10 protein-coding genes are annotated in these 13,425 nt (G+C 70.7%); 4 read left to right on the forward strand and 6 right to left on the reverse strand.

From position 1 onward, the window contains the following. Positions 1-6: 6 nt before the first annotated feature. From AB0J90_RS27265 to AB0J90_RS27290, 6 genes are all read right to left on the reverse strand, one after another. Positions 7-813 (reverse strand): SAM-dependent methyltransferase, encoded by an 807-nt coding sequence (locus AB0J90_RS27265; protein WP_363600528.1) that lies wholly within the window; start codon positions 811-813, stop codon positions 7-9. A gap of 243 nt (positions 814-1,056) precedes the next feature. Further along, positions 1,057-3,927: a DUF5682 family protein gene (locus AB0J90_RS27270; RefSeq protein ID WP_363600530.1), complete on the reverse strand. Its 2,871-nt coding sequence runs from the start codon at positions 3,925-3,927 to the stop codon at positions 1,057-1,059. After that, on the reverse strand, positions 3,924-5,042 hold the full coding sequence (locus AB0J90_RS27275) for an AAA family ATPase (protein WP_363600532.1): 1,119 nt from the start codon (positions 5,040-5,042) through the stop codon (positions 3,924-3,926). Before AB0J90_RS27275 ends, AB0J90_RS27270 begins: the two co-directional genes overlap by 4 nt. Before the next feature lie 12 nt (positions 5,043-5,054). Further along, the gene (locus tag AB0J90_RS27280) at positions 5,055-6,383 is read right to left on the reverse strand and encodes a VWA domain-containing protein (RefSeq protein ID WP_363600534.1); all 1,329 of its coding nucleotides are present in this window, start codon (positions 6,381-6,383) and stop codon (positions 5,055-5,057) included. After that, a complete protein-coding gene (locus AB0J90_RS27285) occupies positions 6,380-7,810 on the reverse strand; it encodes a hypothetical protein (RefSeq protein ID WP_363600536.1) in 1,431 nt (476 codons plus the stop codon). The genes AB0J90_RS27280 and AB0J90_RS27285 overlap by 4 nt, the downstream gene beginning before the upstream one ends. Next, positions 7,810-8,328, reverse strand: coding sequence for a hypothetical protein (locus AB0J90_RS27290; RefSeq protein ID WP_363600538.1), 519 nt, complete (start codon positions 8,326-8,328; stop codon positions 7,810-7,812). The genes AB0J90_RS27285 and AB0J90_RS27290 overlap by 1 nt, the downstream gene beginning before the upstream one ends. A gap of 635 nt (positions 8,329-8,963) precedes the next feature. On the opposite strand from AB0J90_RS27290, the gene AB0J90_RS27295 reads away from it, so the two are divergent. The 4 genes from AB0J90_RS27295 to AB0J90_RS27310 all read left to right on the forward strand — a co-directional run bounded on the left by AB0J90_RS27295 (position 8,964) and on the right by AB0J90_RS27310 (position 12,914). Continuing rightward, entirely contained in the window at positions 8,964-10,241 is a 1,278-nt protein-coding gene (locus tag AB0J90_RS27295; protein ID WP_363600540.1) for a D-alanyl-D-alanine carboxypeptidase, read from the forward strand. A gap of 311 nt (positions 10,242-10,552) precedes the next feature. Then, positions 10,553-11,425, forward strand: a complete 873-nt coding sequence (locus AB0J90_RS27300) for an MEDS domain-containing protein (RefSeq protein WP_363600542.1) — start codon at positions 10,553-10,555, stop codon at positions 11,423-11,425. Then, the gene (locus AB0J90_RS27305; protein WP_363600544.1) at positions 11,412-11,876 is read left to right on the forward strand and encodes an ATP-binding protein; all 465 of its coding nucleotides are present in this window, start codon (positions 11,412-11,414) and stop codon (positions 11,874-11,876) included. Before AB0J90_RS27300 ends, AB0J90_RS27305 begins: the two co-directional genes overlap by 14 nt. A 162-nt stretch (positions 11,877-12,038) precedes the next feature. Further along, positions 12,039-12,914, forward strand: coding sequence for an META domain-containing protein (locus AB0J90_RS27310; RefSeq protein ID WP_363600546.1), 876 nt, complete (start codon positions 12,039-12,041; stop codon positions 12,912-12,914). Positions 12,915-13,425: the final 511 nt, after the last annotated feature.

A 13,425-nucleotide genomic window follows, 5' to 3' on the forward strand; every position in this document is an offset into this window, starting at 1 on the left:
CGAGGATCAGGGCTTTCGGGCCATGCCCCCGGCCATGAGGCGTTCGGCTACGGACAGCTCGTGGTCCAGGGGGGTCTCCGGTCGCCATTCCGGTAGGGACACCAGTCCCGGCTCGATCATCTCAAGGTCACCGAAGAAACCCCGAAGTTCTTCCGACGTACGGAAGCGGCCGGTGCCGAGCACGCTGAGGTAGGTCTGCTCGAGCGCGGCGGCTTCCGGAAAGGACGCACAGAAGCTGGTCATGAACAGGTGACTGCCGGAGGGCACGGCATCCATGTACGCCTTGGCGACGCCCCGCGGATCCTCGCTGTCGTGCAGGTGGTGCAGGATGCCGACGAGCATGACGCCGACCGGCTCGGAGAAGTCGATGAGGCGATGCACCTCGGGATGGGCGAGTACCGCCGCGGGGTCCCGCAGATCGGCCGTGACCACGGTGGTGTTGTCGTTCTCGACGAGCAGGGACCGGCCGTGGGCCAGGACGATCGGGTCGTTGTCGACGTAGACGACCCGCGCCTCGGGCGCCGAGCGCTGTGCCACCTGGTGGGTGTTCTCCCGGGTCGGCAACCCGGAGCCCAGGTCCAGGAACTGCCGGATGCCCGCCTCCTCGACCAGGTAGCGGACCCCTCGGCTGAGGACCTGCCGGTTGTAGGCCGCCACCTCCGGCAGCTGCGGCACGATCTTGAGCATTTCGCCGACGATGGCGCGGTCGATGGCGAAGTTGTCCTTGCCGCCGAGCACGACATCGTAGGCCCGCGCGATACTCGGCGTGGTGGGGTCGACATCGCCAGACGCCGGTCGGTCCTGTTCCGCCATGAATCCTTCTCTCGGAATGTCTCGCCCTGCCCGGGGTGCCGATCCTAGGGGACGACCGACGCCCATGGGTGCCGGCCGACCATTGTGGACACCGGTCGGACGGGGTGGTGATGCCCGCGGTGGCGAACCGGCGCAGCTCGCCCGGCGGCTGCCGTCCGGAGTGGTCGAAGGCACTGGTCGTCACCGTCGACGGGTAGCGGGTCGATGCCCTCCGGTGCGGCGTACCGGAGGGCATCGAGACCGTCAGAGTCGCGCCGCGAGCGCCTCGGCCGGCTCCGGATGCCGCACGAGCAGTTCCCACAGCTCCGCCTCGCCGGCTGCGGCGGCAGGGACGGCAACCGACCGCCACCGGTCGTCGCAGCCGAGCAACCCGGCCACGGCGTCGCAGGACTCCGGGTGCCCGGCCAGCAACTCGGCCACCGCAGCGGTGCCGTCGGTGCCCGAGCGGGCGGCGGAACCCGTACCCGGGGCGTCGGCGGTGCGATCGCCGGACGCCGCCGCGGGCCCGGACCACGGTGGCGTCCATGAGTCCAGCGCCGCGAGGCCGGCCGGGAAGGTCCGGCCCGCCTCGCGGACTAACCGCGGCACCTGTTCGCCGGCCTCCTCGCGCAGCGTGGTGATCAGCGTCGGCAGCCACGGCAGCAGCACCCGGTCGGGCAGCCGTCCGAACGCCCCGGAAAGCACCTCGACCACGAACGGCGCCAGCGCCGGTACGGGTTCGAGCGCCTGGGCGAAACCGGTCAGGTACTGCGGGAACGCCGGTACGACCAGCGGATTCTCCAGCAGTTCCGTGGACCGTTCGCGCAACTGCGCAAGCGTGAGCGAGCCGAGCTGGAAACGGGCCGCCCAGAGCAGTGCGACCTTCGCCGGTGCCGACGGATGGGACTGTGCCACCGCGATCTCCAACTGGGCCCGGTCGCAGCCGAGGGCCAGGGCCAGGCTCTCGATGCTGAACAGGAACCCGAGCATCGCCGCGACCTGACGTACCCCGGTCTCCTCGTCGACGAACGCGGTCGGCAGCAGCGTGCAGTAGTGCGCGTACCCGGTGGAGCCGAAGTTCTCGCACCAGGCGGGCAGCCCCTCCGGCGTGGAGCGGTAGTACGCCAGCAGCCGGCGGATCCGGGTCAGCACCTCGGGCGCGTCGTCGACCGTACGTTCGGCCCCGAGCAACTGCACCGCGCGGGCGCCGAGTTCGTCGGTGAACCGCGGATTGCGCAGGTACAGCAGCGAATCCTCGACCGCCCGCAGCGCCACCGCCGCCGTCGCCTGCGGGGCCCACACCCTCCGGCGCAGCCGCTGCTCCAGCACCTGCTCGACGGTCACGCCCTCGTAGCCGAGTTCGATGAGCGCGCGCTGGTCGCGGCCGATCGCCAGGTCCCAGCTCTCCTGGATCGACGTGCCGCCGAGCCGCCGCTCGCCCATCACCGGCCGGACGGTCTGCTGCGGCAGCAGCGCGCGCAGCACCCAGAGCAGGTCGGAGGCGGCCCGTAACTCCGGCCGCGCCGCGATGTCGAGCAGTGCCCGCTGCACGGTACGACGATCCAGTTCGAGGCCGAGCGGGGCCAGCCGGTCGTACACGTTGCGGGCCAGCGGTGGCAGCGCGTCGTACCCGACCCGGCCGATCCGGTCGCCGCCCATCAGGATCTCGCAGAGCCGGCGTACGTCCCGCCGGCCCGGCACCACGTCCTTCTCGATGCAGGTCACGGCCGCGTCGGCGAAGTCGTACGGGGTGGGCCGGGCCCGGTTGCGCATGCCGGCGAGCAGGATCGAGGTCTCGAAGATCGCGATCGCGTCGGCCGTGCTCGCCAGGTAGCCGTTGCGCCGGGCCAGCCGCACGATGTCGACGCACCAGCCCAGCAACTCGTCCTCGTCCAGCCCGTCGGCGACCGGCGGGCGCGACAGGAACTCCGACAGCCGGTCCTCGGCGGCCGGCAGGGCCGGACCGCGGCCGCCGGATCCCCGCGCGGCCGCCTTTCGGGTACGCGTCGCGCGCTTGCCGCCGTCCTGCTGCCCGGCCAGCCGGAACGTCTTCACCCCGCTGCGTGTCACCGCCCGGGAGAACGTCGTGGCGGCGATGGAGACGCTGCCGGAGGCGAGCCCGAACTGGGCCTCGATCGCCGAGTGGCTGGACGGGACCAGGCCGTACAGCCAGGTGGTGCCGGTCCGGGGCGTGATCTCGAACGGCACCGTGGACGCGGAGCCGAACTGCTCGACCCGGCTGGCGGCGTGGAACGCACCGCAGACGTACAGGCAGTCGGAGCGGTCCACACCCGACACGGCGAGGTGCTCGCGCATCCGGGTCCACATGTAACGCTCGCGATCCTCGTCCCGGTCCAGCCGGGCGGCATCGCCCGGACGCAGCCGCCGGAACAGGCTGCCGATCAACACCATGACCTGCCGGTACGTGGCATAGTCGGCGTTCACCAGCGGCTGCTCGACGTACTGGTCCCACCACTCGGACCAGTGCCGTACCCGGCCGTGGTGCAGCAGGTGCTCCTCCAGCTCACGGAAGCCGGGACGCAGGTCGCCGATCTCGATGCCGACCGCGTCACCGTGCAGGTCGACCTCCTCGCCGTGGGCCGGTGGCCCCTCGCCGTGCGGCTCCGGATCGCCGTCCCCGTCCGCGTCACCGGGCGGGGGCTCGTCACGCGGCTGCCACTGGAAGACGTGGTCGGTGGAGCGGTCCACCAGCACCAGCTCGACGCCGGGCGTCTCCAAGGCGTACGCGATCGCCTGGTATTCGGCGGACGCCTCGGTGACCGGCGCGACCACACTGAGCGGTCCCCACTTGCGCGGGTGCCCGTCCAGTTCGCTCGCGAACGCCTGCAGCGCCACCGGCAGCTGGCAGTTGCGCAGCTCGGTGAGGAGCGGCTGGAGGTCCTCGCACAGCTCCAGGTAGATCACCTTCGGCTGCTTCTCGCGCAGCCTGCGCACCATCGCCAGAGCCGAGGACGGCGAGTGGTGGCAGACCGGGAAGATCTCCAACTCCTCCCCGAGGGCCCGGTCGACGTCGTCGACCAGGCCGGCGAGGATCTCGGCGAGGGCGTCGGGACCGTCGGCGAACGCCACGGCCGCGTCCTGTAGCTGCTCGCGCAGCGCCCCGAAGACGGTCATGACAGCGTCACGATGGTCTGCCGGCCGCCCTCCAGGAAGGCGGGCCACTCGCCGCCGGCCTCCTTGCTGCGCGGCTCGACCACCCCGTGCAGGTACTTGTTGAGGATGGCGAGGTCTTCCGGGCTGCGCCGGGCCAGCGACCCGACCAGGGAACTGGCGAGGGTCTCGGCGCGCAGCGTGCGGTCGCCGAAGAAGTTGCTGTGCAGGATCGCGTCCTCCAGCACACCGATCTGCTCCGCGGTGGACAGCGCCGACTCCAGCTTCTCGTCGTCGCTGGTCGCGGCCGCCGCCGCGGTACGCAGGTCGGCGAAGGACTGCAACAGGATGTCGAGCAGCGTCGGCGGTACGTCCAGCTCGATCTCGTGCCGCCGGAGCAGTTCGGTGGTGCGGAACCGGACGATCTCGGCCTCGCTGCGCTTGTTCGTGACGACCGGGATACGGACGAAGTTGAACCGCCGCTTGAGCGCCGACGAGAGGTCGTTGACGCCCCGGTCCCGGCTGTTGGCCGTGGCGATGATCGAGAAGCCCGGTCGGGCGAAGACGATGTTGTCGTCGTCCAGCTCCGGGATGGAGACGTACTTCTCGGACAGGATCGAGATGAGCGCGTCCTGCACCTCGCTCGTGGAACGGGTCAGCTCCTCGAACCGCCCGATCACGCCCTGCTCCATCGCGGTCATGATCGGGGAGGGGATCATCGACGCGCGGGACTGCCCGTGGGCGATCACCATCGAGACGTTCCACGAGTACTTGATGTGGTCCTCGGTGGTGCCGGCGGTGCCCTGCACCACCAGTGTCGAGTTGCGGCAGATCGCGGCGGCGAGCAGCTCGGCCAGCCAGCTCTTGCCGGTGCCGGGGTCTCCGATCAGCAGCAGGCCACGGTCGGAGGCGAGCGTGACGATGCTCCGTTCGACCAAGCTGCGGTCGCCGAACCACTTCTGCGGGATCTCGCGGTCGAGCCCGTCGGCGCGTTCCGAGCCGAGGATGAACAGCCGCACCATGCGTGGGCTCAGCCGCCACGAGTACGGCTTGGGGCTGTCGTCGACCGACTCCAGCCAGGCGAGTTCCTCGGCGAACTTGACCTCTGCGGGGGCGCGCAGCATCTCAGGGGTGGTCATGGTGACGATCTCCTAGGTGAGGAAGTTCTTGAGTTCGAAGACGAGCTTGCGGATGTGGCCGGAGATCACCGGCGTACCGAGGTCCTTGAAGCGCTGGCGGAACCAGGGGTTCACCTCGGCGTGCCCGCTGCTGTTGACCGAGCCGACCGGGATGAGCTTCACGCCGCTGCGGTGCACCGCCTCCAGCCCGTCGAAGAGCGGCTGGGACCGGTCGAACTCGTAGAAGTCCGAGATCCAGACCAGCACGGTGTTGCGCGGGTCGACGATCTTGGGGCGGGCCATCGCCAGCGCCACCGGACCGTCGTTCCCGCCGCCGAGCTTGGTACGCAGCAGCACCTCGAACGGGTCCTGTACCCAGGGAGTCAGGTCGATCGCCCGGGTGTCGTACGCGATCAGGTCCACCTCCACCCTGGGCAGCCCGGCGAAGATCGAGGCGAGGATGGTGCAGTTCACCATCGAGTTGACCATCGACCCCGACTGGTCCACCACCACGATCATCCGCGCCGGGGTGGTACGTCTGGCCGTGTGCCGGTAGAAGAGCCGGTCGACGTAGAGCCGACCGTCCTGCGGATTCCAGTTCGGCAGGTTCTTCCAGATCGTGCGGTCCAGGTCGAGGTTGCGGAACACCCGCTTCGGCGGCACCGACCGGTCCACGGTGCCCACGCTCGTCTGCTCGACCTGGGTACGCAGCACCTCGGCAACCTCGTCGACGTACCGGCGGATCAGCGCCTTGGCGTTCGCCAGCGCCACGCCGGAGAGGTTGTGCTTGTCCCGCAGCAACTGCTCGATCAGCGACATGCTGGGCGTGAGTTTGCTGGCGAGTGCGGGATCGGCCAGCACCTCGCGTAGCCGCATCCGGCGGACCAGATCGCCCTCCAGGTCGCCGAGCACACCCGAGAGCCCGCCGCTACCGGGCCGCCCACGCAGTTGCCCCGGCTCGTGCCCGAGTGCCCGTTCCAGCCAGCCCGCGTCGGACTGCCACCGGCCGAGCTGTCCCGCGCTCACGCTGCCGGTGCCCGTACCGAAGACGTTGAGCAGCAGCTTCGAGGCGAGGGCGGCACGGCGTACCTCGTCCGGGCCGACCGGTTCGTCCGGCGCATCCGTCTCCGGGGGCGCCATCACCCCCGACAGCTCGGCCGCCAGCTCCGGGTGGCGCTGCACCACGTTGTCCACCGAAACGTTCGGGTCCAGCAGCGCGGTCGGCAGGCCGAGGTCGTCGACGACGGCGACGCTCGCCGCCTCCAGCGCCGGCTGCTCCTGCGGATCGAACAGCCGGGCGAGCAGGCGCCAGTAGAGCACCTGCCGGCGGTGCTCGGCCGCGTTGGTCTCGTTCTCGCTCATCGCCGCAGCAACCGTCCCGCCCGCTCACGCAGTACCGATACCGCGTCGCCGGCCTTCGCCATCTTGGCCGCCCGCGGTCCGTCCGTACCCATCGCCCAGTCACCGGTCTGCACGACAGTGGACTTGCGTTTCGACGTGGCCCGGATCGCCAGCGGCTGCACCAGCCAACGGTCGGCGTCCCACCGCAGCAGCCCGATGCAGGCGCAGGAGGCGGCCACCAGCTCGGGAGTGAGCGGACCGCAGGTCGGCAGCCGGTCGACCGTCACACCGATGGCGGCGCCGTCGACGTGGAAGGTCACCGTGCCCTCGGGATCGGTGCTCGTGGTGTAGTCCTCCAGCAACACCGGCTCGGCGATGGCCGCCGGATGCCGGTGAAGCGGCGGTGCGGCGTCGGCGAGTACGCCGTCGAGCTGCACCCCGGCCACCGCGAACGGGTCGGCCGGCGCGTCCGGCCGGCTGCCGCCCTCCTGCCAGAGCAGGTCGCCTCCGGGGCGCAGGACGAGGTCGGTGACCTCGATGCCGACACCGGACGCGAGGGCGGCGAGCAGCACCGGGTAGTCGCGCAGCAGCTGCCACAGCGTCGGCCCGACGATCGTGTCGACCTTCGCGGCCGCGACGGCGGTGCGTACCAGCCGGCTCGGCGCGCCGCCGCCAGGTTCGAGGACGGCGTGCACCTGCGCCTGCACCGCGGTGGGGTGCTCGTGCACGTCGACACCGAGGATCAGCAGCCGCCCGGAGACCCGCTCGCCCGTCGTACCGGCCGTGCCGTTGTCGGGGCGGGCCAGCAGCATCGCGCGGCTCCACAGGTCACCCCAGCGGCGTACCGGCACCCGGTCGGCCGTGGCGATCGGCGACACCGCGTGCAGCTCGGCCACCAGGCCGTCGAGCAGCACCGCGAGGCGGCGACCCGAGGCAATGGCGAGCAATCCCGGTACGAGCTGCCTGCCCGCCGCGAGCGCATCGCCGTCGACCCCACGCCAACCGGTGATGGCAGCCTCGGTCAGCCAGGAGCGGGCCCCGGCCAGCGGGCCGTCGGCCGACGGCGACGGTGTGCCCTCGGCGGCGACCGACGATGCGACCGCCGGTGCCGGCCACGGCCGCCGTTCGCGCCCCTGCGCGCTGTCGAGCTGGGCCAGCAGTGCGTCGTGCACCGCGCCCATCAGTGCGGACCGGGCACCGGCCAGCAGCGCGAGGGAACCGTCACCGAGGGACCCGGCGGTGATCTTCTCGACGGCCTCCGCCACCCGGGGACCGAGCGGCGTGGCCGCGACCGCGCCCGCCAGGTCGGCCAGCGCCGAGGTACGCGCCGAATCCAGCCGGCCCAGCCCCTGCAACAGCGCATCGTCGAATCCGGCGACCACGCCGTACGCCGCGTCCACGCCGGCCGGCGTGCCACCGGTCAGCCCGGCGAGCTGTACGCCCCGCATCAGCTACCCACCCCGGACGGGAACCAGTGCAGCTCGGGCAGTGGCTCCGTCGTGGCCGGAACCTCCAGATAGGACAGATGCGCCAGGAAACGGCTGAACACCCGGGCCGCGACCGTCGGGCCGGCGCCCCCGGTCAGCCGACGCAACAGGTCGCCGCCGGTGGCGTCGCCCTCGTCGAGCTCGACCCGGAGGTAGCGGGCCACCTGCGTGATCCCGTACTGCACGACGGCCTCGTCGACCAGCGCCCGGATGTGGTTGCACCGTACGCCCCCGCCGCCGCAGGGCCGGTTGTTGTTGGTACTGCAGGAGGCCTCGTGGCTGCCGGCGGCTATCGCCGACACGTACACCCGGGCGATGTCGGAACCGCTCGACACGACCCCCTGCAGCGCCCCGTCAGCCAGCTCGACGAAGGGCACCTTCGCGAGCTTGCGGGGCCGCGCGACGGGCAGCACCCGTACGACGCTGCGCCGCTCCCAGTCAGCCGCGCCCACTGCTGGGGCGACGGCATCGGCGTCCAAGACGTTCGACCTCCCACCGGTCGGTCCGCAGAGCTCCGCCCGGACATCAGCGGTCATCCCTGCGGACAGGTGATCTGTGACGCGGGAAGTTCTACCGTGCCCGTCCGACAGGAACACGAGCGGACCGGGCGGGCCGAGCGGCGGTGCCCCGGCGGAAGGATCGGTCAGCGGACGGTGTCCCAGAGGAAGATCGACGAATTGCTGAGGCTGACCAGCGTCCGACCGTCGGGGGTGAACAGATGCCGTGGAACCGGCCCGCTCCGTTGGTGACCGGCGCGCCGATCAGGCGTCGGGTGGCCACGTCCCAGAGTCGGATTCCGCCGGAGCCGGAGGTGGCCAGGACCCTGCCGTCCGGGCTGGTCCAGCGGGTCGCCGATCGGCTCTCGGCTGGGAGTGCGTTTGGTGAGCAGACGTCCGGTCGTCCATAGGCACCGGATCACCCTAACGGCACCGTGCCTTTCGCTGTGCCTCCCGCCGGAACCGGTTGCTGCCCCGTTTGCTCCCCGGAGGCCCGATAACGCTATTCGGCCGTGCCTGAGCTGTTACGCCCTCGCGCTGCCGGGCCGACAAGAAGGGTTCTTCGGTTCGCCCGCAAACCGCCAACCATGGCCGAGGCCGCGATTAGTCTCCGAAGTATGACCCGGGGGTTGCTGGTACTCAGAGCAGCCAGCGCCGTACTCGTACTGCCTCTGCTGGTCACGGCCGGTGCGCCGGCAGTGGCGGGGACTCGACGGGCGGCGGCGGCACAGGTCACGCCGTCGGGCCAGCCGACCGCGGCGGGGGTGGCCACACCCCGGCGGCCGTGTCCCGCGCCGACCCCGCCGGTCGCCCGGCCGACCCGACCCGCGGTGCCGCCGCTGGAGCCGGCGCGCGCGGCGGTCGGCGGACCCGAGTTGGCGAGCGCCGGGCTGGTGGTCCCGCCGGGCGCGGCGACTCCGCCGAAGGTGACCGCGACGTCGTGGCTGGTGGCGGACCTGAGCAGCGGCGCCGTACTCGGTGGCTGCGGGCCGCACGAGTACGGCGTACCGGCGAGTGTGCAGAAGCTGCTGCTGGCGGCTGCGGTCATGCCACACCTGGACCCGGCGCGGATGGTCGAGGTCACCGAGTCGGACCTCGACTTCGAACCGGGCAGCTCCGCGGTCGGCCTGGTCGACGGCGGCCGCTACTCGGTGGAGACGCTGTGGCTGGGGCTGTTGCTCAACTCGGGTAACGACGCGGCGAACGTACTGGCCCGGCTCGGCGGGGGAGCCGGTGGAGTGGCCGGTGGTATCGCGGCGATGAACGCCGAGGCTCGGCAGCTGGGCGCGTACCAGACACATGCCGCCACACCGTCAGGCCTCGACGGTCCCGGCCAATACACCAGCGCGTACGACATGGCACTGATCGCCCGGGCCTGCTTCGCCCGTAGCGACTTCCGCCGGTACGCGGCGACAAAACTGGCGCAGGTGCCCGCGCAGAAGGCGTACAACACCAAGGGCTACCCCATCTGGAACGACAACCAACTGCTGCACCAATATCCCGGTGCGCTGGGTGGCAAGACCGGTTACACGGACCTGGCCCGGCACAGCTTCGTCGGTGCCGCCGAGCGCGACGGCCGTACGCTCCTGGTCACCCTGCTCGGCGCCGAGACGCCTCCGCTCGCCGGTTGGCAGCAGGGCGCCGCGCTGCTCGACTGGGGATTCGGGCTGCCCGCGAGCGCGAAGGTCGGCCAGCTCGTGTCCCGGGGACAGCTCGACTCCCGGGGGAGGAGTCCGGCCCCGGCCGCCGGAACCGGGCAGGCCAAGCTCAACGACGACCGGCGCGCCCGTACCCGGTGGCCGCTGATCGCGGGGGTCCCGGCCGCCGTACTCAGCGGCCTGCTGATCTTGATCCTGGTACGGCGGCGGTTCGGCCGCCGCCGGGCCGGGCACTAGCCGGCACCCGGTAGCGCCAAGGCTCTCCGGCCGACTTCGCCCCCCAGAACCGCCGAGCATCCGCTTCGATGCTGCTTGTCGTACTTGTCGGAGAATCCGATGATAGAGACCTGCTATTCGACTCTCTGAATGGGGCACTTGGCAGTAAGCGACCGCCGGAGAGCAAAAGGCCTCTCACATCTCGGGTCGAGGGGTTAGGGCTGGTCCCGGTCGTTTGCGAACACGAGGTCATGCCCCGGGTGCGGGCGGTGCGGATCGAGCGGGGTGCACTACGGTTGGCCGCGTCGTTGGTTGATTATCGGGAGTTTCGGATGGCTGATGCGGTCCCGGTGGACGTGCTGGACGCGGGCGACCATGCCTGCCTGACGTTCTCCGACCCGGACGAGCGGGTGGACATCGTCGCCGCGTTCGTCGCCGAGGGACTGGAACGCGGCAGCAAGGTGGTGTGTTTCACCGACTCGATCCAGCCCGCCCGGATGCTCGGCGAGCTTGCCCTGCGCGGAGTGCCCGCGCTGGACCCGTTCGAGCGGGGTCAGCTGGTCCTGGTCGGCAGTGACCAGTCCTGGTTGATGGATCTACCGCTGACCGCGGCGAAAATGGTCGGCATCCTCACCCGCGAGCTGAGGCGTGCCGGCCGCGAGGGTTACGCCGACCTGCGGGTGACCATGGACATGTGCTGGGCCACCCGGCCCGTCGCCGCCGTGGAGGAACTCCTCGCTTTCGAATCGGCGGCGGCCGGACTGTTCGCCGACGGCCGATTGACCGCGATCTGTCAGTACGACCGGGACACCTTCGATCCGATCACCCTCGCCTTCGCCGCCGACGCGCACTCCAAGGTTGTCGCCGCGGCGGCATACCACGACGACGCGCTACTGCGGATCTGCCGGCAGCACCGCCCGCCGGGTATCCGGATCGCCGGGGAACTGGACTACAGCCGACTCGATCCGCTCCGGCAGGCCCTCGCCGAGGCGTTGCGCCTCGACGACGACATCCACGTCAACCTGACCAAGCTGCGGTTCATCGACGTGACCGCGGCGACCGCGATCGCCCAGGCGGCGCTCACGCTGCCCCGCGAGCGGCGCATGATCGTCACCTGCGAGGGGCAGGTGGCGACGATGTTCGGGTTGATCGGTGCGCGTGACGCGCTTCAGCTGCGGGTAGAGCAGGCTCATGACCCGGCGTGACAACTCGGAGAGAGCCGACTCCCAGGTCACCGCTGCGCCGGTGCGGGTGCCGGAGACGGTCGCGCTCGACCAGACCTTCTCGGTCGACGGCCTCTACGCGTTGAGGGCGGCCGTGGCCGCGCACGCCACCGACCTCGGTCTGCCGTCGGATCGTGTCGAGGGTCTGGTCATCGTCGCGACCGAACTGGCCACCAACTCGATCCGTCACGGTGGCGGCACCGGGCGGCTGCGGCTGTGGGACGAAGACGACGAGTTGTACTGCGAGGTCACCGACCAGGGGCCCGGCATCGTGGATCCGGACGTGGCGGGGACCCGGCCGGTGGCGTTGACCTCCGACGGCGGTCGTGGCCTCTGGATCGTGCGTCAACTCTGCGACCGGCTGTACCTGCGCGCCGCGGCGACCGGCTCCACGGTCACCGCCGTCATCCGCATCGAAGACGCCTCGGCGTAGCCGCGTACGGGCAGGCGTCCGGTAGCCGGACGCCGAGCCGATCCCTGTTCGCCGGCCCGACCGTTATGAGTAGCAGGTGGAGCCGTCCGCTGCCGCGTGCCGTCCACAGGCCCGGGAGCCGGTACCGACGCCATCGGGGCAGACGGTGGGACGGAGGTCGGGATGGTACGTCAGGGTTACCTCACGATGCTGATCGCGTGCGGTGTGTTGCTCGCCGGTTGCGACGGGCAGTCCGACGCGGGGCGGTTTCCGGGAACCGTCGAGGTGTCGCGGTCCCCGATGCCGGAGGGGCTCATCGGCTCCTGGACCATCATCGACCTCGACGACCCCGGCGGGGGCAGGATTCTGCGCCTCGCGCACAACGAGCTGTACCTGGTCGGCAGTGACTGCGACACCCTGGGCGGGTCCTGGAGGGCCGACACCGACGGCGTCTTCCTCGCGGACGTCTACGTCGCCACCGCCGCGGCAGTCGAGGGTCTCCCGGGCTGTGAGCTGGCCAGTCAGGTGACTCCGGAGTGGCTGCGGCGGGTGACCGCGTACAGGTTCGACTACCGGGGGCTGCCCGTACTCCTTGACGAGCTGGACCGGCCGGTTGCCCGGCTGGTCCCCGGCGCGACGCCGACCGCCGGGCCGGACATGTTGGCCTCCGTGTTGGACCCGCCGGTGGTCACCGACGAGGCCCGGCGGGCGTTCGCGCCGGCCGCCGCGCTACCCGCAACGCTGGTACCCGCAGACCCGCGCGGGCTGGTCGGTCGCTGGGCGCCCGCCGAGGGGCACAGGACGGCGTACGCGGAGTTCACGGCGGACGGTGAGTGGCGCGGTTCCGACGGGTGCAACGAGGAGAGCGGTCGGTGGATCGTCGCGGCCGGGGGAACGCTGCTCACCACCGGCAGGATGGTCACTGCGATGTTCTGTGCCGACGGTGTCTCGGTCGGCCACTGGCTCTGGACGGCGAGGCGTGCCGGGTTCGATGGCGACGTCCTGGTGCTGCTCGATGCCGAAGGCAAGGAGACGGGGCGGCTACGGAACGCCGGCTGAGGGTCTCTCCGCCCGACCGCAGTTGTGCCTGGCAGTTCCGTCAATTGCGGCGAATCCGACAGTTGTCGTGATTCGCTTGATCCTGATCGTCATCTAGTGGCCATGATCGATTTGGCGCTGAACCAGTCATCCGGTAACTTTTTCGGAGTCAGCGGGGCACCGGACAGGAACCGCCGGGAAACACCGGTGGGAGCAGGACGGCCCGCTAAATCCTCTCGAACGCGCAGGGTGTAGGTTGCTGTGTGCGTCGAGCGGGCCCGGTCGAGGTCGGCCGGGTGGCAACAAATCAGATCGGAACCTCGATTTGATCCGGCGGAAACGACCGGGTAGCGTAGTTAAAGCGCCGGGCGGGAACGCTGGGTGTTGAAGTGGGAGTTGAAAAGCCCCGGGTTGTGGGCCCCTTGATTGGGGTTGGCGGTTCGGTGTGTGTTTGTTCTTTGAGAACTCAACAGGGTGCTTGATAAGCCAGTGCCAATTATGATTTAACCCCGGCCGGCTTGCTCACAGTTTT

The organism is Micromonospora sp. NPDC049523 (assembly GCF_040676775.1).
Taxonomy (GTDB): Bacteria; Actinomycetota; Actinomycetes; order Mycobacteriales; family Micromonosporaceae; genus Micromonospora_G.

Bases quoted from the DNA above. Each gene is read 5' to 3' on its own strand.
- AB0J90_RS27305 (WP_363600544.1), top strand. From the start codon at position 11,412: ATGACCCGGCGTGACAACTCGGAGAGAGCCGACTCCCAGGTCACCGCT.
- AB0J90_RS27280 (WP_363600534.1), bottom strand. From the start codon at position 6,383: ATGAGCGAGAACGAGACCAACGCGGCCGAGCACCGCCGGCAGGTGCTC.
- AB0J90_RS27285 (WP_363600536.1), bottom strand. From the start codon at position 7,810: ATGCGGGGCGTACAGCTCGCCGGGCTGACCGGTGGCACGCCGGCCGGC.
- AB0J90_RS27270 (WP_363600530.1), bottom strand. From the start codon at position 3,927: ATGACCGTCTTCGGGGCGCTGCGCGAGCAGCTACAGGACGCGGCCGTG.
- AB0J90_RS27300 (WP_363600542.1), top strand. From the start codon at position 10,553: ATGGCTGATGCGGTCCCGGTGGACGTGCTGGACGCGGGCGACCATGCC.
- AB0J90_RS27310 (WP_363600546.1), top strand. From the start codon at position 12,039: ATGGTACGTCAGGGTTACCTCACGATGCTGATCGCGTGCGGTGTGTTG.
- AB0J90_RS27295 (WP_363600540.1), top strand. From the start codon at position 8,964: ATGACCCGGGGGTTGCTGGTACTCAGAGCAGCCAGCGCCGTACTCGTA.
- AB0J90_RS27275 (WP_363600532.1), bottom strand. From the start codon at position 5,042: ATGACCACCCCTGAGATGCTGCGCGCCCCCGCAGAGGTCAAGTTCGCC.
- AB0J90_RS27265 (WP_363600528.1), bottom strand. From the start codon at position 813: ATGGCGGAACAGGACCGACCGGCGTCTGGCGATGTCGACCCCACCACG.